Source organism: Streptomyces sp. NPDC001663 (assembly GCF_042893105.1).
Classification (GTDB): domain Bacteria; phylum Actinomycetota; class Actinomycetes; order Streptomycetales; family Streptomycetaceae; genus Streptomyces.
Map to the genome: position 1 here is coordinate 1 of NZ_JBIAUR010000032.1, position 26950 is coordinate 26950.

The 26950-nt window shown below is 69.7% G+C and carries 24 protein-coding genes and 1 pseudogene; 12 read left to right on the forward strand and 13 right to left on the reverse strand.

Annotated elements, in window-relative coordinates; genetic code table 11:
- Positions 1-185, forward strand: a pseudogene (locus tag ACFY1L_RS53440) (IS630 family transposase); the annotation flags it as partial.
- A 167-nt stretch (positions 186-352) separates the two neighbouring features.
- On the opposite strand, the gene ACFY1L_RS53445 reads toward ACFY1L_RS53440, so the two are convergent.
- Complete coding sequence (locus ACFY1L_RS53445; protein ID WP_388842837.1) at positions 353-889, reverse strand: GtrA family protein; 537 nt, start codon at positions 887-889, stop codon at positions 353-355.
- 235 nt (positions 890-1124) lie between these two features.
- On the opposite strand from ACFY1L_RS53445, the gene ACFY1L_RS53450 reads away from it, so the two are divergent.
- The 4 genes from ACFY1L_RS53450 to ACFY1L_RS53465 all read left to right on the forward strand — a co-directional run bounded on the left by ACFY1L_RS53450 (position 1125) and on the right by ACFY1L_RS53465 (position 5304).
- Positions 1125-2285 carry a 5-(carboxyamino)imidazole ribonucleotide synthase gene (locus tag ACFY1L_RS53450; protein ID WP_388842838.1) on the forward strand — a complete coding sequence of 387 codons (1161 nt, stop codon included), beginning with the start codon at positions 1125-1127 and terminating at the stop codon, positions 2283-2285.
- Entirely contained in the window at positions 2282-2821 is a 540-nt protein-coding gene (gene purE / locus ACFY1L_RS53455; protein WP_388842839.1) for a 5-(carboxyamino)imidazole ribonucleotide mutase, read from the forward strand. The genes ACFY1L_RS53450 and purE overlap by 4 nt, the downstream gene beginning before the upstream one ends.
- Before the next feature lie 5 nt (positions 2822-2826).
- On the forward strand, positions 2827-4020 hold the full coding sequence (locus ACFY1L_RS53460; RefSeq protein WP_388842840.1) for a dipeptidase: 1194 nt from the start codon (positions 2827-2829) through the stop codon (positions 4018-4020).
- A gap of 198 nt (positions 4021-4218) precedes the next feature.
- Positions 4219-5304: a dipeptidase gene (locus tag ACFY1L_RS53465; protein ID WP_388842841.1), complete on the forward strand. Its 1086-nt coding sequence runs from the start codon at positions 4219-4221 to the stop codon at positions 5302-5304.
- A gap of 9 nt (positions 5305-5313) precedes the next feature.
- Here ACFY1L_RS53465 and ACFY1L_RS53470 read toward each other — a convergent pair whose 3' ends face one another.
- Both ACFY1L_RS53470 and ACFY1L_RS53475 read right to left on the reverse strand, forming a co-directional pair.
- Complete coding sequence (locus ACFY1L_RS53470) at positions 5314-5712, reverse strand: VOC family protein (RefSeq protein WP_388842842.1); 399 nt, start codon at positions 5710-5712, stop codon at positions 5314-5316.
- Between the two features lie 16 nt (positions 5713-5728).
- Positions 5729-6088 (reverse strand): VOC family protein, encoded by a 360-nt coding sequence (locus ACFY1L_RS53475; protein WP_388842843.1) that lies wholly within the window; start codon positions 6086-6088, stop codon positions 5729-5731.
- A 122-nt stretch (positions 6089-6210) separates the two neighbouring features.
- Here ACFY1L_RS53475 and ACFY1L_RS53480 point away from each other — a divergent pair, with 122 nt between their 5' ends.
- A complete protein-coding gene (locus ACFY1L_RS53480) occupies positions 6211-6711 on the forward strand; it encodes a CGNR zinc finger domain-containing protein (RefSeq protein WP_388842844.1) in 501 nt (166 codons plus the stop codon).
- A gap of 102 nt (positions 6712-6813) precedes the next feature.
- Here ACFY1L_RS53480 and ACFY1L_RS53485 read toward each other — a convergent pair whose 3' ends face one another.
- Positions 6814-8157, reverse strand: coding sequence for a UDP-glucose dehydrogenase family protein (locus ACFY1L_RS53485; protein ID WP_388842845.1), 1344 nt, complete (start codon positions 8155-8157; stop codon positions 6814-6816).
- 212 nt (positions 8158-8369) lie between these two features.
- On the opposite strand from ACFY1L_RS53485, the gene ACFY1L_RS53490 reads away from it, so the two are divergent.
- The 4 genes from ACFY1L_RS53490 to ACFY1L_RS53505 all read left to right on the forward strand — a co-directional run bounded on the left by ACFY1L_RS53490 (position 8370) and on the right by ACFY1L_RS53505 (position 11469).
- Complete coding sequence (locus ACFY1L_RS53490) at positions 8370-9527, forward strand: acyl-CoA dehydrogenase (RefSeq protein ID WP_388842846.1); 1158 nt, start codon at positions 8370-8372, stop codon at positions 9525-9527.
- A gap of 188 nt (positions 9528-9715) precedes the next feature.
- Entirely contained in the window at positions 9716-10078 is a 363-nt protein-coding gene (locus ACFY1L_RS53495) for a four-helix bundle copper-binding protein (protein WP_388842847.1), read from the forward strand.
- Positions 10079-10147: 69 nt separating this feature from the next.
- Positions 10148-10660, forward strand: a complete 513-nt coding sequence (locus tag ACFY1L_RS53500) for a CbrC family protein (RefSeq protein ID WP_388842848.1) — start codon at positions 10148-10150, stop codon at positions 10658-10660.
- Complete coding sequence (locus ACFY1L_RS53505; RefSeq protein ID WP_388842849.1) at positions 10657-11469, forward strand: class I SAM-dependent methyltransferase; 813 nt, start codon at positions 10657-10659, stop codon at positions 11467-11469. The genes ACFY1L_RS53500 and ACFY1L_RS53505 overlap by 4 nt, the downstream gene beginning before the upstream one ends.
- Here the strand turns inward: ACFY1L_RS53505 and ACFY1L_RS53510 are convergent.
- Complete coding sequence (locus ACFY1L_RS53510; protein ID WP_388842850.1) at positions 11462-12091, reverse strand: HAD family hydrolase; 630 nt, start codon at positions 12089-12091, stop codon at positions 11462-11464. The genes ACFY1L_RS53505 and ACFY1L_RS53510 overlap by 8 nt on opposite strands.
- Complete coding sequence (locus ACFY1L_RS53515) at positions 12084-13382, reverse strand: LCP family protein (RefSeq protein WP_388842851.1); 1299 nt, start codon at positions 13380-13382, stop codon at positions 12084-12086. Before ACFY1L_RS53515 ends, ACFY1L_RS53510 begins: the two co-directional genes overlap by 8 nt.
- Before the next feature lie 119 nt (positions 13383-13501).
- Here ACFY1L_RS53515 and ACFY1L_RS53520 point away from each other — a divergent pair, with 119 nt between their 5' ends.
- On the forward strand, positions 13502-14059 hold the full coding sequence (locus ACFY1L_RS53520; protein WP_388842852.1) for an acyl-CoA thioesterase: 558 nt from the start codon (positions 13502-13504) through the stop codon (positions 14057-14059).
- Positions 14060-14068: 9 nt separating this feature from the next.
- Here the strand turns inward: ACFY1L_RS53520 and ACFY1L_RS53525 are convergent, their stop codons facing one another.
- Positions 14069-15439 (reverse strand): LCP family protein, encoded by a 1371-nt coding sequence (locus ACFY1L_RS53525; RefSeq protein ID WP_388842877.1) that lies wholly within the window; start codon positions 15437-15439, stop codon positions 14069-14071.
- Between the two features lie 248 nt (positions 15440-15687).
- Here ACFY1L_RS53525 and ACFY1L_RS53530 point away from each other — a divergent pair, with 248 nt between their 5' ends.
- Positions 15688-16716 carry a glycosyltransferase family 2 protein gene (locus tag ACFY1L_RS53530; protein ID WP_388842853.1) on the forward strand — a complete coding sequence of 343 codons (1029 nt, stop codon included), beginning with the start codon at positions 15688-15690 and terminating at the stop codon, positions 16714-16716.
- A gap of 37 nt (positions 16717-16753) precedes the next feature.
- On the opposite strand, the gene ACFY1L_RS53535 is transcribed toward ACFY1L_RS53530, so the two are convergent.
- From ACFY1L_RS53535 to ACFY1L_RS53560, 6 genes are all read right to left on the reverse strand, one after another.
- On the reverse strand, positions 16754-18340 hold the full coding sequence (locus ACFY1L_RS53535) for an LCP family protein (protein WP_388842878.1): 1587 nt from the start codon (positions 18338-18340) through the stop codon (positions 16754-16756).
- Positions 18341-18464: 124 nt separating this feature from the next.
- Positions 18465-20057: an LCP family protein gene (locus tag ACFY1L_RS53540; protein ID WP_388842854.1), complete on the reverse strand. Its 1593-nt coding sequence runs from the start codon at positions 20055-20057 to the stop codon at positions 18465-18467.
- An 89-nt stretch (positions 20058-20146) separates the two neighbouring features.
- Positions 20147-21880: an LCP family protein gene (locus tag ACFY1L_RS53545; protein ID WP_388842855.1), complete on the reverse strand. Its 1734-nt coding sequence runs from the start codon at positions 21878-21880 to the stop codon at positions 20147-20149.
- 128 nt (positions 21881-22008) lie between these two features.
- On the reverse strand, positions 22009-23673 hold the full coding sequence (locus ACFY1L_RS53550) for an LCP family protein (protein ID WP_388842856.1): 1665 nt from the start codon (positions 23671-23673) through the stop codon (positions 22009-22011).
- A 77-nt stretch (positions 23674-23750) separates the two neighbouring features.
- Positions 23751-25475 (reverse strand): LCP family protein, encoded by a 1725-nt coding sequence (locus tag ACFY1L_RS53555; RefSeq protein WP_388842857.1) that lies wholly within the window; start codon positions 25473-25475, stop codon positions 23751-23753.
- Positions 25476-25701: 226 nt separating this feature from the next.
- Positions 25702-26928, reverse strand: coding sequence for an LCP family protein (locus ACFY1L_RS53560; protein WP_388842879.1), 1227 nt, complete (start codon positions 26926-26928; stop codon positions 25702-25704).
- Positions 26929-26950: the final 22 nt, after the last annotated feature.

Genomic DNA, 26950 nt, shown 5'->3' on the forward strand with positions numbered 1-26950 from the left:
ACCTCGCGCACCAAATGATCCGCCGCGGCGCACACAAGAACATCCAAGCCCTGGAAGCCGACATCCGTGCCTGGGTCAAGGACTGGAACGAAGACTCCAAGCCGTTCATCTGGACCAAGACAGCCGAAGAGATCCTCGACTCCCTCGCCCGCTTCTGCCGACGGATCTCTGGCGCAGGACACTAGCCGGGCGACGGGGGTAGTCGCCCACGGAGCGGGCGGGCCGCCGCGAGTCAGCCGGCCGCCGGGTACAACAGGGCACCGGAAGCCAGCCGCTGCGGGAGCCGGTCAGCAGCGGGAAGGCAGCTGACCGCCGGGGCCCGCCCGTCGTGACGGACCGCTCGCCCCAGGTCTCAGCTAACCCGCTGCTTCGTCTTCGGGCGGTCGACCTCGGGCTCGGGCTCGGGTTTTGCCTCGGCGTCGGCCTTCTCCAGGAACGATTCGGCGTCGGCGACGGCCTCTCGGGCCGGCAGGGTCTTGAAGACCCAGGTGCGGTAGGACCAGAAGCGGAACAGCGTGCCGAGGCCGATGCCGACGACCTTGAAGATGTTGCGCTCCAGCGAGCTGTCCCAGCCGAAGCCGTAGATCGCGGCGAACAGGATGCCGTTCTCGATCACCAGGCCCACCGCACTGAAGGCCAGGAACAGACTGAGCTCCTTCGTACGGGCACTCTTGTCGCGGTCCCGGTACGTGAAGTAGCGGAAGCCCAGATAGTTGACGCCGATCGCAACGACCGTGGCGATGACGTTGGCGCGCACCGCCTGCAGGCTGGTCAGATGCCACAGCAGGTTGGAGACGCCGAAGTTCACGACAGTGCCGAGCGCACCCACCGCACCGAACTTGGCGATCTCGTGCGCGAGCCTTCGAAGCCCCGAGGAACCACGTCCCATGGTTGTGAAGGCCCCCGTCCGGGTAGGTACCGACGTCGTTTATCGGTTTCGTCAACTCAGCCATGCTAACCACCCCCCTGCGCAAACGCCTGTGGATGAGCTCACAGGTCGGAAACAGGTCGGGAAGAGCGTGGAAAGAGGGGCGAAAGAGGGGAAAGGTCCGGGAAGGGGAGGGTAAGAACCCCAGAAAACGGCCGGAAATCGGTCGCCCCGGCGCGGCCGATACCCTAGGGGCGTGACGTTCCCGGTAGTCGGCATGGTCGGCGGGGGCCAGCTCGCTCGTATGACACACGAGGCAGGCATCCCGCTCGGCATCAGGTTCAAGCTCCTCAGTGACACCCCTCAGGATTCCGCGGCGCAGGTCGTCAGCGATGTCGTCATAGGCGACTATCGCGACCTCGACACGCTGCGCGAGTTCGCGAGGGGCTGCGACGTGATCACCTTCGATCACGAACACGTACCCACCGAGCACCTCAGGGCTCTGGAGGCGGACGGCATCCCCGTGCGCCCCGGCCCCGACGCGCTCGTGCACGCCCAGGACAAGGGCGTGATGCGCGCGAGGCTCGACGCGATCGGCGTGCCGTGCCCACGGCACCGCATCGTGACCGACCCGGCGGACGTGGCCGCCTTCGCGGCCGAAGGCCTTCCCGAAGGCGCCGAGGGAGACGGCTTCCCCGTCGTCCTCAAGACGGTCCGCGGCGGCTACGACGGCAAGGGCGTGTGGGTCGTCGACTCCGTGGCGGAGGCCGAGGACCCGTTCCGCGCGGGCGTCCCGGTGCTCGCAGAGGAGAAGGTCGACTACGTACGGGAACTTGCGGCGAACGTCGTCCGCTCCCCGCACGGCCAGGCGGTCGCGTACCCCGTCGTCGAGTCCCAGCAGGTCAACGGTGTGTGCGACACCGTGATCGCGCCCGCGCCCGACCTCGACGAGCCCCTCGCCCTGCAGGCCGAGGAGATGGCGCTGCGCATCGCCAAGGAACTGGACGTCGTCGGCCACCTCGCCGTCGAGCTGTTCCAGACCCGCGACGGCCGCATCCTCGTCAACGAGCTCGCGATGCGCCCGCACAACTCCGGCCACTGGACCCAGGACGGCGCGATCACCAGCCAGTTCGCCAACCACGTCCGCGCCGTCCTCGACCTCCCGCTCGGCGACCCGCGCCCCCGCGCCAGGTGGACCGTGATGGTCAACGTCCTCGGCGGCGACTACCCGGACATGTACTCCGCGTACCTGCACTGCATGGCCCGCGACCCCCAGCTCAAGATCCACATGTACGGCAAGGACGTGAAGCCCGGCCGCAAGGTCGGCCACGTCAACACCTACGGCGACGACCTGGACGACGTCCTCGAGCGCGCACGTCACGCAGCCGGCTACCTGAGAGGCACGATCACCGAATGAGCACCGCTGCCGGCCCCGTCGTGGGCATCGTCATGGGTTCCGACTCCGACTGGCCCGTGATGGAGGCCGCCGCCCAGGCCCTCGACGAGTTCGAGATCGACTACGAGGTCGACGTCGTCTCCGCGCACCGCATGCCGCGCGAGATGATCGCGTACGGCGAACAGGCCGCCGAGCGCGGTCTGAAGGTGATCATCGCGGGTGCCGGCGGCGCCGCCCACCTGCCGGGCATGCTCGCCTCCGTGACCCCGCTTCCGGTCATCGGCGTCCCGGTGCCGCTGAAGTACCTGGACGGCATGGACTCCCTGCTGTCGATCGTGCAGATGCCGGCCGGGGTGCCCGTCGCGACCGTGTCCGTCGCCGGTGCCCGCAACGCGGGCCTGCTCGCGGCCCGCATCCTCGCCACCCAGGACGAGGAACTCCTCGGCCGTATGCGGGAGTTCCAGCAGGAGCTGAACGACCAGGCCACCGAGAAGGGCAAGCGCCTGCGCGCCAAGGTCGAGGGCGCGAACGGCTTCGGCTTCGGCTCGGGGAAGTGACGGCGATGACCTCCGCCTCACTGGAGGCAGCCCGGGAGCTCCTGCGCGAGTTCCCGGTCGTCGACGGGCACAACGACCTGCCCTGGGCCCTGCGCAAGCAGGTCCGCTACGACCTCGACGCCCGCGACATCGCCGTACACCAGAACGCACATCTGCACACCGACATCCCGCGCCTGCGTGAGGGCGGCGTCGGCGCGCAGTACTGGTCGGTGTACGTGCGCTCCGACCTCCCGGACGCGGTGCCGGCGACGCTCGAACAGATCGACTGCGTACGGCAGTTGCTGGCGCGGTATCCGGCGGACCTGGCGCCCGCGCTGACGGCTGCCGACATGGAGTCGGCGCGCCGGGACGGCCGTATCGCCTCGCTCATGGGCGCGGAGGGCGGCCATTCCATCGCCGACTCCCTCGGCACGCTGCGGGGTTTGTACGCGCTCGGCGTCCGCTACATGACGCTCACCCACAACGACAACGTGGCGTGGGCGGACTCGGCGACGGACGAGCCGAACGTCGGCGGCCTGTCGGCCTTCGGCCGCGAGGTCGTCCGGGAGATGAACCGGCTCGGCATGCTGGTGGACCTCTCGCACGTGGCGGCGACGACGATGCGGGACGCGATGGACGCGACGAGCGCCCCGGTGGTCTTCTCGCACTCCTCGTCCCGGGCCGTCTGCGACCATCCCCGCAACATCCCGGACGACGTCCTCGAACGGCTCCCCGGCAACGGCGGCGTCGCGATGGTGACGTTCGTGCCGAAGTTCGTGCTCCAGGCGGCGGTGGACTGGACGGCCGAGGCCGACGAGAACATGCGCGCGCACGGCTTCCACCACCTCGACACCACCGCCGAGGCGATGAAGGTCCATCGCGCCTTCGAGGAGCGCACCCCGCGCCCCGTCGCCACGGTCTCGACGGTCGCCGACCACCTGGACCACATGCGCGAGGTCGCGGGCATCGACCACCTCGGCATCGGCGGCGACTACGACGGCACGGCCTTCACGCCCGACGGCCTGGGCGACGTCTCCGGCTACCCGAACCTGATCGCGGAGCTGCTGGACCGCGGCTGGTCGAAGCCCGACCTGGCCAAGCTGACCTGGCAGAACTCGGTACGGGTGCTGGGTGCCGCCGAGGACGTGGCACGGGGCCTTCAGGCGACCCGCCCGCCGTCCAACGCGACGATCGAGGAACTCGACGGCGAGAGCGAGTGAGCTTCGAGGGCGGGGTGGTCGGTGCAGCCGTCCGCCCCGCACGATCGCCGACCTGGTCCCCCCCGTCCGAGACGCCCTGGACGCGGCCCGGGGTCGCTGAACCGGCGGACCCCCGAACGCCGCACCCACCAGGAAGCCCCCTCGGCTCCGTGCGACGGTGACCGTACCCCCGGACGATCCCGACGTACGGAGCCAGCCATGGCAGACCTCCAGGACGAACGGCCCACCCGGACCGAGGTCAGCAAGCACGACGCCCTGCCCGTCTCGGAGCCGGACGCCGTCCCCCTGGAGCGCGCCCACGCCATCCTCGACGCGTATCCCGTCGCCGACGGGCACAGCGGACCGCCGTGGGCGTTGCGGAGCCTGCCCTGGTACGACCTGGAGCTCGGCGAGGGCGCCCTCGACACGGACGTGCCCCGGCTGCGCGAGAGCCATGTTGGCGCGCTGTTCTGGTCGCTGCACCTGCCGGAGGGCATCGACGGGCTCCGGGCCGTGGGTGCGACGCTGGAGCAGCTCGACCTCGTGAACACCGTCGTGCACGCCCATCCCGAGGGCCTGCGCCTCGTCCACACCGCCGGGCAGGCCACCGACGCCCGCAACTGCAGCCGCGTCGCCGTCCTGCTCGGCCCCGCCCAGGCCGCCGCCCTCGGCGACTCCCTCGGCATCCTGCGCGCCCTGCACACGCTCGGCCTGCGCGTCCTGACCCTGTCCGGCACGTCCTGGGCGGGCGAGAGCGGGCTGACCCGGTTCGGTGAGGAGGTCGTACGGGAGATGAACCGGCTCGGCGTCCTGGCCGATCTCTCCGGCGCCGCCGCGGCCACCGTCCGCCGCACGTTCGTGGTCTCCAAGGCGCCGGTCCTGTTCACCCGCTCCGCCGCCCGCGCCCTGCGCGCCCACCCGGCCAACCTCCCCGACGAACTGCTCGCCGAGCTCGGCGCCGCCAAGGGCCTGTGCATGGTGCCGCTCACCACCGAGCAGACCGGGCCGTCCGTCCGAGACGTCGCCGACCATCTGGACCACGTCCGCGAGGTGGCGGGACCGGAGTGCGTGGGGCTGTCCGGCACGTACGATGCCGACACCGCGCACCCCCAGGACCCGGGCGACGCCTCCCGTTATCCGCACCTCATCGCCGAACTCCTGCACCGCGGCTGGTCCGAGTCCGACATCACCCTGCTGACCTGGGGAAACGTCCAGCGCGTCCTGCGCAGCGCCGACTTCACGGCCCGCGCCACCCAGCAGCGCCGCGAGCCCTCGACGGCGAAGATCGCCGACCTGGACGGGTGACCAGGCCCTTCAGACGCGGTCGGCGGGCTCGACCCGGCAGAGGCAGAACGGATGCCCCGCGGGATCGGCGTACACCTGGAAGTCCTTCTTCTCCCGGTCCTCCAGGTCCAGCGGCCGCGCACCCAGCGCCAGCACCTTCTCGTGCGCCGCGTCGATCTCCGCCCAGGTCGCCCCGGCGTCGAAGTCGATGTGGAACTGCTGCGAGTTGCGGTCCGAGCGCGGCCACTCGGGCGGCGTGAGGTCCTCGGCCAGTTGGAAGGCGAGCCGCGGCCCGCCCGGGATCTGCAGGACCACCCAGTCGTCGTCCTCCTTCTCGGGAGTGCCGCCCGCGACACCGGCGTAGAAGCGGGCGAGCGCGCTCGGATCGGGGCAGTCGAGTACGACGGATCGGAAACGTGCCACAGTCACGACGGGTCCTCCCGGTTCAGCAGGCACAGAGGCAGAACGGGTGCCCCGCCGGGTCCGCGTACACACGCCAGCCGCGCGAGCGGTCCTCCGCGTCCAGCGGCTTAGCGCCGAGCGCCAGCGCGCCCGCCTCGGCCGCGTCCAGGTCCTCGACGGTCAGGTCCAGGTGGAACTGCTGCGAGTGGTCCGGGGCCGGCCACTGCGGGGCCACGAACCCGGGCGCGGCCTGGAAGGCGAGCGACTGACCGCCGGGCACCTTCAGGTCGACCCACTCGCCCTCGCCCTCCACCGCGCCGCCGAGCAGTTCGGCGTAGAAACCGGCCAGTGCGCGCGGGTCGGGACAGTCCAGGACGACCACGCCCAGCTTTGCGAGAGCCATGACTCCTCCTTGAGTTCTCGAAACCGACGTTACCCGTAGAGTCGAGTAACCGGTAACGGTTACTGCATGCTCCCGTATTGGAGGTAACGTCGCAAGGGAAATTCGGGAGGTGGCGTGCAGCCATGAGTGAGAGATCGGCGGCGCCGGGAGGCCTGGCCCTGCTGGAGTCCCTGGTCAACACCCTGAACATCGAGTCGGGCGCCGACGCGCTCGACACGGCGGACGGCCGCGCTCTCCTCGGACTCACGGAGGAGGAGGTGCCGGAAGCGCGCGAACTGCGTGAGTCACTGCGCGCGGTGCTGCTCGCCCACGCCGGTCACCCGCCGCACGCCACGGTGACGCCCCTGGGCGACCTGCTGGCCGCCGCGCCCCTGCAGGTGACGATCGACGCCGGGGACGGCTCGGCCGCCCTCGCCCCCGCAGACGTACGCCCGCTGCACTCCCGGGTCGCCGCCGCCGTCGCCGAGGCCCTGGTCGCCGGCACCTGGCTCAGGCTGAAGGCCTGCGAGGCCGAGACCTGCCACTGGGCGTACTACGACCGCAGCCCGGCCGGCCGCGGCCGCTGGTGCTCGATGCAGGTGTGCGGGGCGCGCGCCAAGATGCGCCGGTACCGGGCGAAGTAGTTCAGAAGGAGTTCACCGGCCGCGCCACAGCCCGGTGGTGCAGAATGCAACAAGACGCCGGTTCGGCCGACTGAGCCTCGGCCGAACCGGCGTCGTTCGCGTCTACGCGGTGGGGCGGCCCATCGCCCGGTACGTCCATCCGGCCTTGCGCCACAGCGCGGGGTCGAGCGCGTTGCGCCCGTCGAGGATCACCCGGGCCGCCGCGACCTCGCCCAGCGCCGCCGGGTCCAGCTCGCGGAACTCCCGCCACTCGGTGAGGTGCAGGACGACGTCGGCGCCCCGCACCGCGTCCAGCGCGGTGTCGGCGTAGCCGAGCGTCGGGAAGACCTTGCGGGCGTTGTCCAGGCCCTTCGGGTCGTAGACGGTGACCTGGCCGCCCTGGAGGTGGATCTGCCCGGCGACGTTCAGCGCGGGGGAGTCCCGCACGTCGTCCGAGTCGGGCTTGAACGTGGCGCCGAGCACCGCGACCCGCTTGCCCAGGAAGGGACCGCCCCCGAGCACCTGCCGGGCCAGCTCCACCATCTGCCCGCGCTGGCGCATGTTGATCGAGTCGATCTCGCGCAGGAAGGTCAGCGCCTGGTCGGCACCGAGCTCACCGGCCCGCGCCATGAACGCCCGGATGTCCTTGGGCAGACAGCCGCCGCCGAACCCGATGCCGGCCCGCAGGAACTTCTTCCCGATCCGGTCGTCGTGGCCGATCGCCTCGGCGAGCTTGGCGACGTCACCGCCCGAGGCCTCGCACATCTCCGCCATCGCGTTGATGAAGGAGATCTTGGTGGCGAGGAAGGAGTTGGCCGAGGTCTTCACCAGCTCGGAGGTCGGGAAGTCCGTGACGATGAACGGCGTCCCCTCGCTGATCGGCGTCGCGTACACCTCCCGCAGCAGCTTCTCGGCCCGCTCGCTGCGCACACCGGCGACGATCCGGTCCGGGTGCAACGTGTCCTGCACCGCGAACCCCTCGCGCAGGAACTCCGGGTTCCAGGCCAGCTCGGCGTCCTCGCCCGCCGGCGCGTTCGCGGCGAGGAAGGCGGCGAGGCGGTCGGCCGAGCCGACGGGCACCGTGGACTTGCCGACGACGAGGGCCGGACCCGTCAGATGCGGGGCCAGGGAGGCGAAGGCCGCGTCGACGTACGACATGTCGCAGGCGTACTCGCCGTGCTTCTGCGGGGTGTTGATGCACAGGAAGTGGACGTCGCCGAACGCCCCGACCTCGGCATAGTCCATGGTGAAGCGAAGCCGCCCGGTGGACCCCTCGAACCCGGCGACATGCTTGCGCAGCAGCTCCTCGAGACCGGGCTCGAACATCGGGGCCTCGGCCCGCTCCAGCTTCTCGATCTTCTCCCGTACGACGTCGAGAGCGAGCACCTCGAAGCCCAGCTCGGCCATGGCCGCGGCGTGTGTGGCGCCGAGGTAGCCGGTGCCGATCACGGTGATCTTGAGGCTCATGGGTGCTCCAGACGGGTACGGAGTTTGCTGCGCTGCCCGAGCATATCCGGGGCGTTCGAAGGGCTTCCCACGGGCAACTCACGGGCAGCCTGCCCGTTGTCGCCAAGCTCACGTATCACTCCCGTGAGCCGCCCCCTAAAATTTGAGTTACTTAACGGTAATTAGCGCCATCACCACAGTGCGTCAGAAGCGTCCTTGGAGCGTGAGAAACCTTGGCCGGATCGGCTGACTTCGACCTGTACCGCCCGTCCGAGGAGCACGACATGCTCCGCGACGCCATCCGTTCCCTGTCCGAGGCGAAGATCGCGCCCTACGCCGCCGCGGTGGACGAGGAGGCCCGCTTCCCGCAGGAGGCCCTGGAGGCGCTGGTCGCGAACGACCTGCACGCCGTGCACGTACCCGAGGAGTACGGCGGCGCGGGCGCGGACGCCCTTGCCACCGTGATCGTGATCGAGGAAGTGGCGCGCGCCTGCGTCTCCTCGTCGCTGATCCCGGCCGTGAACAAGCTGGGTTCGCTGCCCGTGATCCTCTCGGGCTCCGAGGACCTGAAGAAGAAGTACATGACACCGCTCGCCAAGGGCGACGCGATGTTCTCGTACTGCCTCTCCGAGCCGGACGCCGGCTCCGACGCGGCCGGCATGAAGACCAAGGCGGTCCGCGACGGCGACCACTGGATCCTCAACGGCGTGAAGCGCTGGATCACCAACGCGGGCGTCTCCGAGTACTACACGGTCATGGCCGTGACCGACCCGACCAAGCGCTCGAAGGGCATCTCCGCCTTCGTCGTCGAGAAGTCGGACGAGGGCGTCTCCTTCGGCGCCCCCGAGAAGAAGCTCGGCATCAAGGGCTCCCCGACCCGCGAGGTCTACTTCGACAACGTCCGCATCCCCGCCGACCGCATGATCGGCGAGGAGGGTACGGGCTTCGCCACGGCGATGAAGACCCTGGACCACACCCGCATCACCATCGCCGCCCAGGCGCTCGGTGTCGCCCAGGGCGCCCTCGACTACGCCAAGGGCTATGTCCAGGAGCGCAAGCAGTTCGGCAAGCCGATCGCCGACTTCCAGGGCATCCAGTTCATGCTCGCCGACATGGCCATGAAGGTCTCGGCCGCCCGCGCGCTGACGTACCAGGCCGCGGCGGCCTCGGAGCGCGGCGACAAGGACCTGACCTTCCAGGGCGCGGCGGCGAAGTGCTTCGCCTCGGACGTGGCGATGGAGGTCACCACGGACGCGGTGCAGCTGCTCGGCGGTTACGGCTACACCCGGGACTACCCGGTGGAGCGCATGATGCGCGACGCGAAGATCACGCAGATCTACGAGGGCACGAACCAGGTCCAGCGCATAGTCATGGCCCGCAACCTGCCGTAGCCGCGGCTTACCGATCGGCCTAGTGACGGCGGAGCCCCCGGAGTGATTCCGGGGGCTTTTGTCGCTTTGACGGTGGGTGGTTCGTAGCGGATTGTTCGTGTCCGCCCGATGGCGCCGGACTGCGGGCGGGCGTAGGACGGAAGGGCACGGGGCCCGCCCCGGACCCCTGAAGTCTCCCAGGAGGAGCCATGACCCAGACCGGACCCATGAGCGCCATGAGCAAGGAGATGCAGGACTGCGTCGAGGCCTGCATGTCGTGCCACAGCATCTGCGAGGAGACCATGAGCTCCTGCATGCAGATGGGCGGCCAGGCCCAGATGCAGATCATGCGCGCTCTCATCGACTGCTCCGAGATGACCCGTATGTGCGCGGACATGATGATGCGCCGCTCGCCCATGTCCGCCGAGATGTGCGCGATGTGCGCCAAGGCCTGCGACATGTGCGCCGAGGCGTGTATGTCCATGCCGGACGACCCCCAGATGATGCGCTGTGCGGAGGCGTGTCGTCGCTGCGCCGAGATGTGCCGCACGATGGCGGGCGCCACGATGTGACGACCGCGTGACCGCTTTCAGGGGCACCCCGCCGGGTGCCCCTGATCCGTGTCGGGCAGTCTGACCCCCATGACCGACTCCGATCCGCTGCCCGAATTCCCTTACCACCCGGACCCGTTGGCCACGGGATGCGTCATGGCCTCCGATGCGCTGTGCGTCTGCTGCGGGCGCCGACGGGGCTACGTCTACACCGGGCCCGTGTACGCCGTGGACGACGGCCTCGACGACGCCCTCTGCCCGTGGTGCCTGGCGGACGGCAGTGCCGCCGAGCGCTACGAGGCGCAGTTCACGGAGGTCGAGGGCCGGGTGCCGATGGAGATCGTGCGCGCGGTCGAGCAGCGCACCCCCGGCTTCGCCGGCTGGCAGCAGGAACGGTGGCTCACACACTGCGACGACGCGGCCGTCTTCCTCGGCCGCGCGGGAGCCCGCGAACTCCGGCCGTACCCCGACGCGTTGGAGCACCTCGCCGAGGAGTTCGACGAGACCTTCCTCACGGCCCTCGACGCCGACGACCAGCCCACCGCCTACCTCTTCCGCTGCCGGCACTGCGCCCGCCACCTGGCCTACGCGGACTTCACATGACCGGCGCGACCGAGGCCTTCGACGCGGCCGAGCGGGAGATGTGGGACGGACAGGCCGAGGCGTACGCGGGGAGCTTCGCGCGGCTGTGTGCCCACCCGGTGGAGGCGCTGCTGGACGCCGCCGGGGTGACGGCGGGGGCGTACGTCCTCGACGTCGGGACCGGGACCGGGGCGGCGGCGCTGGCGGCGCACGGGCGTGGGGCGCGAGTGGTGGCCGTGGACGCCGACGCGGGCATGGTCGAGGCGGCGAGGGCGCGAGGGGTCGACGCGCGGATCGCCGTACTGCCCGAACTGCCCTTCCCGGACGGCGAGTTCGGTGCCGTCGCCGGGAACTTCGTCCTCAACCACGTCGGCCGGCCACGTGCCGCACTGGCGGAGGTGCAGCGGGTACTGCGGCCTGGCGGGCGCGTCGCCCTGACCCTGTGGGGCGGGCGGAACGCCGGGATGGAGCTGCTGGGGCGGGCCTGCGAGGACGCGGGGGCCGTGCCGCCGGAGTGGCTGCCGCGGCTCGATCCCGGCGAGGACTTCGACCGTACGGCCGAGGGCGTGGCCCGGCTGCTCGCCGACGCCGGTCTCGCCGAGGCCCGGTGCGTCGGGGTCGGCTGGGAGCACCGCGCCGGAGTCGAGGAGTGGTGGAGCGGGGCCGCCGCCGGGATCGGCAACGTCGGGCGCGTCATCACCTCGCAGGCCCCCGCAACCGTCGTACGGATCAAGCAGGCCTACGAGCGCCTCAGTGCCGAATTCGCGGATGGCCAGGGGCAGTTGGTGCTGCCCTGTACCGCCTTGCTGGCCTCCGCGCGCGTCAGGTGAACAGCGGCTGCAGCGCCCGTTCCAGGTCCGCCGCCTCGTGGAAGTGCACCGCCTGCATGCCCAGCGCGGCCGCCGCCTCGGCGTTCTCCTCGCTGTCGTCGACGAACAGGCAGCGCTCGGGGCGGGCGCCGGCCGACTCCGCCGCCAGCCGGTAGATGCGCGGGTCCGGCTTGGCGAGGCCCACACGGGCGCTGTTGACGACGTCGTCCGCGAGATCGGCCAGGCCGAGCGTGGCGAGGTCGTCCTCCAGGCGGAGCGTGGCGTTGCTGACGAGGACCACCGGAACCCGGGTGCGGGCGCGGCGCAGCAGGGACACCACCGCCTCGTCGGCGGCGAACGGCGACTCCAGCAGGGCCGTGCCCAGCTCCCACGCCGTCGACTCCTCGGGCACGAGTCCGGACAGGCCCTCCGCGATCGACCGCACCCACTCCTGCTGGTCGATCCGCCCCAGCACCATCGGCTCGACCCGCTCCGGCGCGAAGGCGACCTTCGTGGTCGTGCCCTCGGCCAGCCCGGCGGCCCGCTCCAAGGCGTGCAGCCCGGAGGGGTCGTAGTGGCGGATCACGTTGTCCACGTCGCAGAGCACCGCGTCGAACGGTGCTCTGCCGGGCTGCTCACTCACTCGAGACCGTGACCTTCTGGTCGTTGTTCAGCTCGTTCACCAGCGTCTTCACCTTCGCCTTGTCCCAGACGAGGTTGCCGCCGGAGGAGCCGGAGATCGGCATGTTCATCGAGGTGCCGTCGCCGCCGCTGACGCCCTTCATCGCCCAGAACATGGACGCCAGGTCCCACAGGCTCATGTCCTTGTCGACCGTCAGCGAGTCCAGGCCGGCGCTCATCGTCGGGTACAGCTTGAAGGGGTTCAGGACCGTCGACGGGGTCGCCACCTGGTGGGCCAGCGCGGAGAGGAACTTCTGCTGGTTCTTCGTGCGCTGCAGGTCGCTCGCCGCGAAGGCGTGCCGGGTACGGACGAAGGCCAGCGCCTGCTCGCCGTTGAGCGTCTGCTTGCCCGCCTTGAAGTCGGCGCCCGAGTACTTGTCCTTGAACGCCTTGTCGATGGTGATGTCGACACCGCCGACCGCGTCCACGATGTTCGCGAAGCCGGCGAAGCCGATCTCCACGTAGTGGTCGATGTGCAGACCCATGTTGGCCTCGACCGTGCGCACGAGGAGCGTCGGGCCGTCCTCCGCGTAGGCCGCGTTCAGCTTCGTCTGCCGGCCGGTGCTCTGGTAGGTCTTGCCGGAGGTGGAGCCCTTGTACGTCGGTATCGTCACGTTCGAGTCGCGGGGCAGGGAGATCAGCGTGTCGCCGTTGTCGCCGACGTGCAGGATCATCATCGAGTCGGTCCGCTTGCCCTCCGCGGACCCCGTGTGCAGGTCCTTCTTCTGCTCGGAGGACAGCCCGGCCCGGCTGTCGGAGCCGACGATCAGGTAGTTGGTGCCGTCGCCCGCCTCCGGCCGGTCGATGACCGTGGACAGGTCGACGTCGCGGTGCAGCTTGGAGTCGGCCCAGAAGTAGGTCGCCACGGACGTCACGACCAGCACCGTCACCAGCGTGATCGCCGTCCACTTGATACGGCGCCGCCAGTTCGGCCGCGGCCGCAGGTCGCCGCCCGGGCCACCGTTCCCGCCGTTCCCGCCGCCGTACACCTGGCCGGTGTTGTAGCCGTCGTAGCCGTTGTCGGGCGCGGCGTCGTCGCCGTATCCGCCGCCGTACCCCTGGCCGTCGACGTAGTTCGGTTGCTGGGGAACCCGCCCGCCGTACGGCGGCGCGGACTGGCCGGAGCCCCCGTACGCGCCCGAGGAGGGCCGGCGGACCTGCCGCATCGCGCGCGCACCTTCAGGTGCGCCGGCGCTGCCGCGTCCGTACCGGTTGCGGTTGTCGTCGGACCATGCCTCGGGCCAGTCATTCATGGGCCCCAGTGTGCAGGGCGCGACTACGTCCATTACAAGGGTCGTAGGAAAATCAGGGCACTGCTGTTGCGAACCCAACACAAAGTCCGCAGATGTCGCCTCGGCATAAGGTGGAGGCCATGACAGACCAGGCCCCCGCCGCGGAATCGGACACTCCGGATATCCCCGGCAAGCCCACCTCGGCGTCCCGGACCACGCTCAGCCACATCATGACCCACAACGACACCAACCTCTTGGGCACGGTCCACGGCGGCGTGATCATGAAGCTGGTGGACGACGCCGCGGGCGCGGTGGCCGGCCGGCACAGCGGCGGACCCGCGGTCACGGCGTCCATGGACGAGATGGCGTTCCTGGAGCCGGTCCGTGTCGGCGACCTCGTGCATGTGAAGGCGCAGGTCAACTGGACCGGCCGGACGTCGATGGAGGTCGGGGTCCGGGTGCTGGCCGAGCGGTGGAACGAGTCGACCCCGCCCACCCAGGTCGGCTCGGCGTACCTGGTCTTCGCGGCCGTCGACGCCGACGGCAGGCCGCGCCCCGTGCCGCCGGTCCTGCCCGAGACGGAGAAGGACAAGCGCCGCTACCAGGAGGCCCAGATCCGCCGCACCCACCGGCTGGCGAGGCGGCGGGCGATCATGGAACTGCGGGAGAAGCGGGCCGCCGAGGGCCTCGACGACTGACCCGCACCGCTACTGCTGCTGCGGGCACGTCACCTGGTCCCCGGTCACCACCCCGGGCTCGCCCTGGTCCGGGTCCTCCGCCCGTACCTTCTGCACCTGCTTGAAGTCGGCGCCCGCGATCACCTTCAGCGTCGGCCCGAGGCCCTTCACCGGCCGGGTCTCGCTGCCGGGCAGCGCGGCGGCCAGCGACTTCGCCGAGCGGTCCCAGCGGGGGTCGTACTCGACGACCGTCCGCTTCACCGTGCGGTCGGCCGCGGGCGCCGGCATCCGGGTCGTCAGGAAGCCCGTCGCCGCCAGCGCAGCGTCCACGCGCTTGGCGAGCCCGTCCGTGCGCGTGCCGTTCTCGACCTGGACGTGGATCTGCCGAGGGTCCACGTCGACCTGCACCGTCTCGGGACGGCCGTGCCGCACGGCCAGCGGCTTGTCGTCGCGCAGGGACCGGAAGAGCTGGTCGGCCTTGGCGGTGTCCCATTTCACGGTCGAGCCGATGTCCTTGACCGGGTATCCCATCTGCCCGATGGGCACCGTCGTGAACTCCGAGGACGAGGGGGAGAAGTTGCGCATCGCCCGGCCCAGGTCCAGCAGTTCGTCGGTACCGAAGCCCTTGTCGGCGCGGACCGAGCCCAGCACCGCCCGCGTCACGTCCCGGAACTTCATCGGGTTCAGCAGGATCCCGGAGGAGGTGGCCCGCTCGATGAGCGCCGCCAGGAAGCGCTGCTGACGCTTCATACGGCCGAGGTCGGAGGCCCCGTCGAGGTGGCGGGCGCGCACGTACTGGAGGGCCTGGCCGCCCATCAGGGTGCGGGTGCCTGCGGGCAGGTCGAGTCCGGTGTACGAGTCCTTCAGGGGTACGGCGGTGCAGACCGCGACCCCGCCCAGCACGTCCACCGTCTTCATGAAGCTGGTGAAGTCGACCTCCAGATAGTGGTCGATCTTGACGTGGGTCGTGTCCTCGACGATCTGCACCGTGAGGTTCGGGCCGCCCTCCGCGTATGCCGCGTTGAGCTTGATGGGGTGGCCGGGCTGCTTCTTCCCGGTGGCCTCGTCGACGCGCTCGGGCGTCATGACGTACGAGTCGCGCGGCAGGCTCACCACGCTCGCCCGCTCCCGGTCCGCCGAGATGTGCACGATCATCATCGTGTCCGTGCAGTGGCAGGGGGCGCCGCCCAGGTGGTAGCGGTGCCGTTCCTGCCGGCTGATCTTGTCGCGGCCGTCCGTGCCGACCAGCAGGACGTTCATGCCGTGTCCGGCCTGCGGACGGTTCTTCATGTCCTTGAAGGGATCCACCCGCGCGATGTCCGCGTCGAGGCTGGAGACCACCGCGTGCCCGATCCCGGCGGAGGCGAGGACGACGACGGAGAGGGTCGTCACGGCCCGCATCGCCCAGCGCGGCCTCTTCCGCCGTACGGGGGGCCGCGGCGTGCGCTGCTGCGGGGTGCGCACGGGCTGGGGGCGGCGCTGCGGGCGGGCCGGGGCGGCGGACCGGGGCTGCGTGGGCAAGAGGGACACCTCCGGGCGGCGGCCGTACGTGGGATCGTGAGCACCGTAGGCCCATACGATCTGTGGCCCGGGCCACCGCCCCGGCGGGGCGCAAAGCTGTCCCCCGTTCGCGGTAACGTGAGCCCTCTATGAACGCCAATCCCGACGTGCAGCTCCCCGCCGTGTCTGTGATCATGCCGGTCCTCAACGAGGAGCGGCATCTGCGCGGAGCCGTCCAAGCGATCCTCGCGCAGGAGTACGCCGGCGAGATGGAGGTCGTGATCGCCCTCGGTCCGTCCACGGACCGTACGGACGAGATCGCCGCCGAGCTCGTGGCCGAAGACCCGCGCGTCCACACCGTCCCGAACCCGACCGGTCGCACGCCGGCCGCGCTGAACGCCGCGATCAAGGCCTCCCGCCATCCGATCGTCGTGCGCGTCGACGGCCACGGCATGCTCTCGCCGAACTACATCACCACCGCCGTACGGCTCCTGGAGGAGACCGGCGCGCAGAACGTCGGCGGCATTATGCACGCCGAGGGCGAGAACGACTGGGAGCACGCGGTCGCCGCCGCGATGACCTCGAAGATCGGGGTCGGCAACGCGGTCTTCCACACGGGAGGCGCCGCCGGTGAGGCGGAGACCGTGTACCTGGGTGTGTTCCGGCGTGCGGCGCTGGAGCAGCAGGGCGGGTACAACGAGGAGTTCATCCGCGCCCAGGACTGGGAGCTGAACTTCCGCATCCGCGAGGCCGGCGGGCTGATCTGGTTCTCGCCGGAGCTGAAGGTGTCGTACCGTCCGCGCCCGAGCGTGAAGGCGCTGGCCAAGCAGTACAAGGACTACGGCCGCTGGCGGCACGTCGTCGCGCGCTACCACGAGGGCTCCATCAACCTGCGCTACCTCGCGCCGCCGACGGCGTTCCTGGCGATAGCGGCGGGCATCGTCCTCGGTGCCTTGGTCACCCCGTGGGGCTTCGTGATCCCCGGTGGCTATCTCGCGGCCATCGCCCTCGGCTCGGTGCCGGCCGGCAAGGGGCTGCCGTTGAAGGCGCGGCTGCAGATCCCCGTCGCCCTCGCCACCATGCACATGTGCTGGGGCTGGGGCTTTCTCACCAGCCCGAAGTCGCTGGCGAAGAGGGTCATCGCGTCCCGGCGCCCCGCGGTGCTCGCCTCCAACTGAGCACCGCAGGGCCTCCGTCGACCCGTCCCGACCCGGACTACCAGGTGTAGTCCGGGTCGACGTGCATGCACGCCTTGGTGTTCGCGCCGTTGAGCGCGCTCGCCGACTCCGGTGTCGTGTCGTCTTCGTCCGCCGCGGTGTACTTGGTGCCGGAGCGCCAGTCCGCGCCCACGATCAGCGTGACGCCGCTCACGTCCGTGGACTTCTCCACCTGGCTCGTCGGGATGCCGAGGGCCTTGGCGACCCGCTGGGCGTCGCCCTCCAGGTCGGCGCTCGGGTAGCGGATGACCGTCTCGTCCTCGCTGAGCAGGGTCGAGGAGTCCGCCTTGGCCTCGTCGAAGCCCTTGCCGACGAGCAGTTGGGCGACGGCGCTCGCCCGCCCGCTCACCGGGGCGAGTGTGCTGCTCTTGGTGCCGTTCTGCACCTGCACCGCGATCTTGTCGTCCGCGGCGGCCGGGTCCGAGGACGTCGTGGTCTTCTTCGACTTCTTCTTGTCCTTGCCGTCCAGCGCGATGTCCTCACGGACCAGCCGGAACAGCTTCGACGCGTCGGTCGGCTTGGGCAGCACCCGGTTGCCGTCCGAGGAGTACACCCACGGCATCGTCGTCATGGTGATGCGCTTGGTGGGGACCTTCTTCAGTTCCTTGCTCAGGTCGTAGAGCTTCGTCACGGTCCCGAGCCCGTCGTCCACCGTCAGCGCCTTCGTGGCCGTCTCGGCGAGGCTGCGCAGCTTGCCCGGGTTGCTGAGGGTGGCGTTCTCGCGCAGCTGGCGGACCATCGAGTTCATGTACATGTGCTGCGCCTTGGTGCGCGCGATGTCGCTGCCGTCCTCGAAGCCGTAGCGCGTGCGCAGCCACTGCAGGGCCTGCTTGCCCTTGATCGAGGTGGTGCCCTTCTTCAGCTTCAGGCCCGAGCCGTGGCCGGATGAGGTGTGCGAGTAGATGTTGGCGTCCACGCACACCGGGACCCCGCCGATCGCGTCCGCCATGGACACCACGCCGGAGAAGTCGACCATCATGAAGTGGTCGACGTGGATGTCGGTCAGCTTCTCCCAGGTCGCCACCGTGCAGCCGGGGCCGCCGCGCTCCAGCGAGGCGTTGGTCATGGTGGAGGTGCTCGCCGCGTACGTCTTGCCGCTGTCGGGGTCCGTGCATTTGGGGATGGAGACCAGGGTGTCGCGCGGCATGCTGACGACCGACATGTTGGTGCGGTCGGCGGAGACGTGCAGCAGCATCTGCACGTCCGCGCGCGGGGCGGTGTTGTACGTGTCCTTCGCGCCGCCGAGCTTCTGGTTCTCCGCGGAGTCGCGGGCGTCGGAGCCGATCAGCAGGATGTTCAGCGGGGTCTGCCCGGCGGCGTTGGCCTTCGACTTGGCCGCGCGGTCCTTCTTGTCCCCGATGTTGAGGTCGTCCTTCTTGAGGTTGTCGTTGAGGTGCTGGTAGTAGAGGTAGCCGGCGCCCGCGGTGCCGACTATGACCAACGCCAGGATCGTCGCCGACCAGCGCAGTATCCGGCGTCTGCGGCGCTTGCGATCGCCGCCCTGACCGCCGCGTCTTCGTCGGCCCCCACCACTGCCGCGCCGCTGCTCCGGCACTCTCTCGCTGCCCTGCGGAGTGAGGGACATCGTGTCCTCGACCGCGGGAATGCTGCTCCGCGCCAACTCCCTGTCCTTTCAAACCCTTGCGCTCCGGGCTTTGGGACGTGAGCGCGCCTCATCATTCTGCAGCCACTTAGGAGTCAGCTGTGGGTCACCATGTGAAACCCGGATTAACGTGCATGCAGGCCTCGTCGTCCGCTCCGTTGAGGGCCTCGGCGGACTTCGGGGTCTTGTCGTCCTCCTTCGGCGCCCGGTACGCCGTACCCTCCCGCCAGTCGGCGCCCACGACGAGCGTGACGCCCGAGACGGCCGTCGACCGCTTCACCGAACTCAGTGGAATCCCGAGCGACTTGGCGACCGCCTGGGCATCGCCCTCCAGCTCGGCGCTGGGGTAGCGGACGATCGTCTTGGGCTCGCTCAGGACCACGCTCTGGTCGGCGGCGGCCTTGGCGAAGCCCTTGTCCAGGAGCAGTCCGGCCACCGTGCTCGCCCGCCCGCGGGCCGGGGCGAGGGTGTCGGTACGGGTGCCGTTCTGCACCTGGACCCCGATCTCACCGACGGGGGCGGCGGGGTCGTCCGAGCCCTTCTCCTCCGTCCTGCCGGCCCTCTTCTTGTCCTTGCCGTCCAGGGCGATGTCCTCGCGCACCAGCCGGAAGAGCTGCTCGGCGTCCTCCGTGGGCTCGACGCGGGCGCCCACGTACCGGTTCGGCATAGTGGTCATGGTGATCCGCTTCGGCTCCACCTTCCGCAGATCGTTGCCGAGGTCGTAGAGCTTCTTCACGGTGTCGAGGCCGGGGTCGACGGTGAGGGCCTCGGTGGCCCGCTCGGCGAGCGTGCGCAGCTTGCCCGGGTTGCTCAGGGTGGCGTTCTCGCGCAGCTCGCGGACCATCGAGTTCATGTACATGTGCTGTGCCTTGGCGCGGGCGAGGTCGCTGCCGTCCTCGAAGCCGTAACGGGTGCGCAGCCACTGCAGGGCCTGCTTGCCCTTGACCGGGTGCGTGCCCTCCTGAAGCTTCAGCCCGGAGCCGTGGCCCAGCCTGTCCCGGGAGAGGATGTTGGCGTCCACGCACACCGGGACCCCGCCGATCGCGTCCGCCATGGACACCACGCCGGAGAAGTCGACCATCATGAAGTGGTCGATGTGGATCCCGGTGAGCTCCTGCCAGGTGGCGACCGTGCAGCCGGGACCCCCGTGCCCGAGGCTCTGGTTCGTCATCACCCGCCCGTCGCTCGCCGCATACACCTTGTCGTCGTCGGGGTCGGTGCACTTCGGAATCCGTACGAGGGTGTCGCGCGGCATGCTGACGACCGACATGTTGGAGCGGTCGGCCGACAGGTGCACCAGCATCTGGACGTCCGCCAGCGGCGCGGAGCCGAAGGTCTCCTTCGCGCCGCCGAGTTGCTGGTTCTCCTTGGTGTCCCGGGCGTCGGAGCCGATCAGCAGGATGTTCAGCGGGGTCTGGCCCGCGGCGTTCGGCGTCGGTGCGGCGACCTTGTTGTCGCCCAGGTTCAGGTCGTCGTGCCGGATGTTGGCGTTGAGGTGCCGGTAGTAGAGGTAACCGGCACCCGCCGTGCCCAGTATCAGGACGGCCAGCGTGGTCGCAGTCCACCTCAGCAGGCGATGCTTGCGCGGCGCCCGGCGTGCGCCGTGCCGCGCGTCGCCGCCGTCGGCCGCCTGCGCCGGCTCCGCCTCCCGCACACTGTTCTGCGCCACTTCCCGTCCTCCCACCCCCTGGCGCGCCATGGAAGAGGCCCGCCGCACGTCATGGAGACATACGACGGGCCCATGAGGTTGCCCAACGGCCCGCGCTTCCAAGCGACGGGCGCGTCACGTCACTTGGCGCACTCGACCTTGTCCGCCGTGGTCTTGCTGTCGACCGCCGGTGCCGTCGACGAGGAGGTGAGCTTCTCCCCGGCCCCCTTGAAGTCCTTGCCCAGGGTGAGCGTCATCGTCGGCAGCCCCTGGGCGTTGGTCACGCTCTTGCCGGGCTTCAGCGCGGAGCCGGACAGGCCCATGATGTCCGCTAGCCTGCGCGCCTGGTCGGCCTGGTCGGGGGCGTACTCGAGCGTCGTCCTGGCGAGCGCCGCGTCCGCGTTGCCGGCGTTCTCGGACTTCAGTACGCCCGCCTCGTTCTGCAGGTACTGCAGCTCCGCCTGCGCGCTGCCCGCGGCCGCACCGCCGTTGAGGATCCGCACCCGCACCTCGGAGGCGGCTGACTTGGTGCCCTTGAGCCGGGCGGCCTGAGCGTCCTTCGCCGCCTTCTGCTTCTTCTTCACCTCGGTGAAGGAGACGTCGTTCTTGATCGCGTCGAAGACCGCGGGGGCCTTGGAGTCGTTCAGGACGACGGTGACCTTGACCTTCTCGGCGGGGTTGTCGACGACCGGGACGGTGGTGAAGGTCAGGTTCTTGGTGTTGAGCTTGCCCAGCTCCAGACCGAGGTCCTTCAGCTTGCCGATGCTGTCGAGCTTGGAGTCGACGGTCAGCGCCTTGGTGCCGGCCTCGGCCAGCTTCACCATCTTCGTCGGGTCACTGAGGGTGGAGTTCGACTTCAGCTTGCGCATCAGCGCGCTGAGGAAGTTCTGCTGCAACGTGATCCGGCTCAGGTCACCGCCCAGACCGACCGAGTGCCGGGTACGGACGAAGGCGAGCGCGTTCTCACCCGTGAGGTGGCGCATGCCCTTCTTCAGGTTGAGGTGCGAGTCGGGGTCGTCGATGTCCTTGCCGAGGCAGACGTCGACCCCGCCGACCGCGTCGGTCAGTGTCTTGACCGCGTTGAAGTCGGCGACCATGAAGTTGTCCGGCTTGATGCCGGTGAGCTCGGTGACGGTGCGCGCGGTGCAGCTGGGCGTGCGTTCGCCCTGGCCGAGGCTGGTGTTGAAGCGGACATCGGACGTGCCCTTGATGACCTTGGTCGTGCCGTCGGCCTGGGTCGTGGGGCAGTCCGGGATGTCGGTGATCAGGTCGCGCGGGATGCTCAGCGCGGTCGCGTTGGAGCGGTCCTTGGAGACGTGCAGCAGGATCGTCGTGTCCGCGTGCCCGACGCTGCCGGAGTCGCCGTAGCCCTCGTTGCCCTTGCCGGTGCGCTTGTCCGTGCCGATCAGCAGGATGTTGATCGCCTTGTCCTTGCTGAAGCCGCCGGTGCTCGCTCCGTCGTCCGAGACGGAGGTGATGTTGTCGTTGAGGTGCTTGATGTAGAGGTAGGCACCTCCCGCCGCGGCGACCAGGACGAAGGCCATGGTCCCGCCGGTCCACAGCACGACCTTCTTGGCCCTGCCCTTCTTCTGCACGGGCCGGCGACCGCGCCGCCCCGGCAGCGGCTCCTCGGGCGCGCCCCGGCGCCGGCGCTGCGGCGGGACCGGAGCCGTCCGGCCCGGCGCATCCGTACGGCTGCGCGCGGTGCCGGCGCGGGAGCCCGTGTTGCGGGGGCCGGATCTGCGCGGCCCGGGTACCGGCGACTGCGGTGCGGAAGGAGTCAGTCGCAGCTCGTATTCGCCGGTGTTCGGGTTGAGTACCCACTGGTCTGCGGGGTCGGTACTCTCCGCCCGCCCACGGCCTTGTACGTCCACGGTTGTATGAGTCCTCCGTCAAGGGCTGGATCGCCCACACTAACCGCACAGTTCGGCATCGAGTGGTGTCGACGAAGAATCCCGCACCCCTACAACCGGTCAATTCACCCTATTTCCTTGACGGTTCGCTACCAGCGGTAGGGCTTGTACACGTCCATGCACTGACCGCTGTCCGAGCCGTTGATGGCGTCGGCATTCCCGGGCAGGTCACCGGCCTTGGGCTTGGACTGCTTCGGATACGTGGTGCCCGTACGCCAGTCCGCTCCCACGACGACCGTGACACCGGACACGTCGGTGGACCGCTTCACCGAACTCAGCGGAATTCCCAGCGACTTCGCTATGCGCTGGGCGTCGCCCTCCAACTCGGCGCTCGGATAGCGCACGACCGTCCGGTCCTCGGAGAGTCCCGCCGTCACGTCCTTGGACGCCTTCGAGAAGCCCTTCTGCAGCAATTCCTCGGAGACGACGCCCGCGCGTCCGCTCACCGGGGCGAGCGTGGAGGTCCCGGTGGCGTTCTGCACGACGACACCGATCTGGTCGTCCGCCGCCGACGGGGCCTTGGTGGCCTCCTTCTCGGCGGTCGTCTTCTTCGCCCCCGACGCCTTGCCCTTGTTGTCGAGGGACACGTCGTCGCGGACCATCTCCCAGAGCTTGTCGGCGTTGGCGGGGTCCGGCACCACGTGGTCGGCGTTCCTCGGGTCCGTGACGTTCGGCATGGTCACCGAGGTGATGCGGTCCGTCGGCACCGACTTGAGCTGCATGCCCAGGTCGTACAGCTTCTTGACGGTGCCGATCTCCTCGGAGACCTTCAGGGACTTGGTGGCCGCCTCGGCCAGGTCCGTCAGCCGCCCGGTGTCGGTGAAGACGTTCTGCTTCTTCAGCGTGCGGATCATCGAGTTCAGGTACATGTGCTGCGCCCTGGCCCGCATCAGGTCACTGCCCCAGGCGTGCCGGGTGCGCAGCCACTGCAGGGCCTGCTTGCCCTCGACCGTGTGCGTGCCGGCCGTCAGCTTCAGGCCGGAGCCGCCGGGTACCGCGGCCGTCGGGTGGTCCCACACGTTCTGCCGCACACAGACGTCGACGCCGCCGATGGCGTCGGCCATCCGCACCACACCCGAGAAGTCGATCGTCATCCAGTGGTCGATGTAGACCCCGGTGAGGTTCTCCCAGGTGGCCAGCGTGCAGCCGGCGCCGCCGCGGGCCAGCGTGGTGTTGATGATGTCGGTGGTCGCCGGGTACACCTTGCCGGTGTCCGGGTCCGTGCACTTGGGGATGTCGACCCTGGTGTCGCGCGGGATGCTCACCATCGCGGCGCTCTTGCGGTCCGCGGACAGGTGGATGAGCATCTGCACGTCGCCGAGCGGCGGGCTGCCCCGGTCGTACTTGGCGCCGCCGAGCTTCACGTTCTCGTCGGAGTTACGGCTGTCCGAGCCGATCAGCAGGATGTTCAGCGGCGTCTGCCCGGCCGCGTTGGCCTTGGTCTTCTGCGCCTTGGCGTCGCCGCTGCTGCGCTCGCCCTTCTGGATGTTGCCGTTCAGGTGCTGGTAGTACAGGTATCCGGCGCCGGCCGTCCCGAGTATCAGCACCGACAGGGTGGTCGCCGACCAGCGCAGCACCCGGCGCCCGCGCCGGGGACCCTTGCGGCGGCGCCCGTGCCCGCCGCCCGGCGTCCCGCGTCTGCCGGAGCCGTCACCGTCCTGAGCGGCCTCGGGGCCGCCGTCCCCCCACCCCAGGTCACGGGAGTGCCGGACGCCCCCTCGCGCCCCCTCCTCGTGCACACTGCTCTGCGTCATTCCCCGTCCTCCCACCCCTCGCACCAATCAAACGGACCTGCCGTGCGCCCTGTTAGACGCACAACAGGCCCGTCAGGTCACTTGGCGCACTCGACCTTGTCGGCCGTGGTCTTGTCCACGTCCGGCGCCTTGGTCGCTGCGGAGTACGAATTCCCCGCCCCCGGGAAGTCCTTGCCCAGGGTCAGCGTTATCGCCGGCAGGCCCTGATCGTTGGTCACGCTCTTGCCGGGCTTCAGCTGCGAGCCGGACAGACCGAGGATGGCTGCCAGCCGTCGTGCCTGGTCGGCCTGGTCCGGGGCGTACTCGAGCGTGGTCTTCGCCTGCGTGGCGGGCGCGTTGCCGGCGTTCTCCGACTTCAGTACGCCCGCGTCGTTCTGCAGGTAGTTCAGCTCGGCCTGCGCGCTGCCGGCGACCGCGCCGCCGTTGAGGATCCGCACCCGCACCTCGGAGGCGGCGGACTTGGTGCCCTTGAGCCGGGCGGCGACCGCGGCGGCCTCCTTCTTCTTTTTCTCCTTGACCGCGGTGAAGGAGACGTCGTTCTTGATCGCGTCGAAGACCGGCTGCGCCGTGTTCGGGTTGAGGACGACGGTCGCGTGCACCTTCTCGGCCGGGTTGTCGATCACCGGCACGGTGGTGAACGTCAGGTTCTTCGGGTTGAGCTTGCCCATCTCCAGACCGAGGTCCTTCAGCTTGCCGATGCTGTCGAGGTTGGAGTCGACGGTCAGCGCCTTGGTGCCGGCCTCGGCGATCTTCACCATCTTCGTCGGGTCGGTGAGGGTGGAGTTGGACTTCAGCTTTCGCATCAGCGCGCTGAGGAACTGCTGCTGCAGCGTGATCCGGCTCAGGTCGCCGCCGAAGCCGACCGCGTGCCGGGTGCGCACGAAGGCGAGGGCCGTCTCGCCCGCGATGTGCTGCATGCCCTTCTTCAGATTGAGGTGCGAGTCCGGGTCGTTGATGTCCTTGCCCAGGCAGACGTCGACACCGCCCACGGCGGTGGTCAGCGTCTTGACCGCGTTGAAGTCGGCGACCATGAAGTCGTCCGGCTTGATCCCGGTGAGTTCGGTGACGGTGCGCGCGGTGCAGCTGGGCGTGCGGTCGTCCTGGCCGAGGCTGGTGTTGAAACGGACGTTGCTCGTACCGGCGATGACCTTCTCGCTGCCGTCGGCCTGCTGGGTCGGGCAGTCCGGGATGTCGGTGATCAGGTCGCGCGGGATGCTCAGCGCGGTCGCGTTCGACCGGTCCTTGGAGAGGTGCAGCAGGATGGTCGTGTCCGCGTGCCCGACGCTGCCGGAGTCGCCGTACTTCGTGTTGCCCTTGCCGGTGCGCTTGTCCGTGCCGATCAACAGGATGTTGATCGCCTTGTCCTTGTCGAAGCCGCCGGTGCTCGCGCCGTCGTCCGAGACGGCCGTGATGTTGTCGTTGAGGTGCTTGATGTAGAGGTAGGCGCCGCCGGCCGCGGCCACCAGGACGAAGGCCATGGTCCCGCCGGTCCACAGCAGGACCTTCTTGGCCTTGCCCTTCTTCTTGACCGGCCGGCGACCGCGCCGTCCCGGCAGCGGCTCCTCGGGCACACCCCGGCGTCGGCGCTGCGGCGGGACCTGACGTCCTGGCGCCTCCGGAACGGCCGTACGGCTGCGTACCGCGCCGGCATTACCGCGGGGAGTGGATCTGCGCGGCCCCGGCACCGCCGATTGCGGTGCGGAAGGGGTCAGTCGCAATTCGTATTCGCCGGTGTTCGGATTGAGCACCCATTGGTCTGCGGGATCGATGTCGTTCGCCCGCCCACGGCTTTGCGCGTCCACGGTTGTCCGATTCCTCCGTCGGGGCGCGCGCCTTCCCCCCTCAAGGCGCTCGGGTCTCGGTCACACAGTGCAAGACGCCAGGACGGACCTCGCGGATGGATGCACCGGATCGCTCACACTAACCGCCCTGTTCAGCGCCGAGGTGCGACGGTGACAAATTCCACGTCACCCCGCGGGGTAATTCGTCCTTTTTCTCGGACATAAGTGCGGTGATTTGGCAAGCGCTTTACTCGCACGTGTCTTCGGCGGCGGTGCTGCCCCGGAACGTGGGGGCGGGAGAAGTGGAGTTCGAGGGCTCGTCGCCCCGCTTTCCGCGGGACTTTCCGTCATCGCGCTCGTACTCCCAGTAGTCGTACGACCCAGTCAAATTGCCGCTCTTTGTGGCGGAATCCCGGGGAACTTCCTCGGCGACCGCCAGCGGCGCATCCCTGCGCAACCGTTCGAACAGCTTCTCCGCCTCGGGTTCCACGAGCTGGTCGCGATTGGCGTTGTAGACGTACGACTCCCGCGGAACCGTCAGGAACTGCACGCGTTCCGTGGGGATGTCACGCAGCCCGCGCACAAGTTGGTACAGGCCGCGCAGGCTCGCCAGATCCGGGTCGGTGGTGAGAGAGGACGTGGCCGCGTCCAGCACCGGGTAGAGCTTCACCGGATTCAGCAGTACGTCGTTGCTCTGCACCTTGTTGACCAGTGCCCCGAGGAACCGCTGCTGGCGGTCCATCCGGTCGGTGTCGCTGCCGTCGCCGAGCGTCTTGCGGGCGCGGACGTAGCCGAGGGCCTGCTCGCCGTCGAGCGTGACCCGGCCCGCGGGCAGCTTCAGCTTCGCGGCCTTGTCGTCGATCGGGCTGCGCAGGCACACCTGGACGCCGTCGACCGCGTCGACCATCTCCTTGAAGCCGTGGAAGTCGACGACGACGTGGTGGTCGACCCGGATGTCCGTGAGCTTCTCGACGGTCCGGATGGTGCAGCCCGAACCGCCCATCTGGAAGGCGTAGTTGAACATCGCGAACATCGGCTCGGAGCGGCTTCCGTCGGCGCGCAGACACGCGGGGACGTCCACCATCAGGTCGCGCGGCAGGGAGATCGCGGTGGCGGTGCGCCGGTCCGCGGCCAGGTGCAGCAGGATCGTCGTGTCGGACCGCTCGGTGCCGGAGTCCCGCCCGTAGTCGTCGTTGTCGTCCCCGGACCGTGTGTCCGATCCGATCAGCAGGATGTTCTGCGCGCCCTTGACGAGCGAGGTGGGCCGCTCCTTCTCGTACCGCGCGAGCTCGGCGGCAGCGGCCTCGTCGGGGGTGATGTTCGCGTCCAGCTTGGCGTACAGCACCCAACCCGTTCCGACGGCCGCGACGAGCCCCAGGGCGATCACCAGCCCCCCACCCCGGACCCACCGCCGCCGACGCCGCCGAGCCAGCCCCTTACCGCTCGCAGACGCCCCCGCCCCGCGCCCGGGCATGCCTACGTTGTCGGTCACGTGC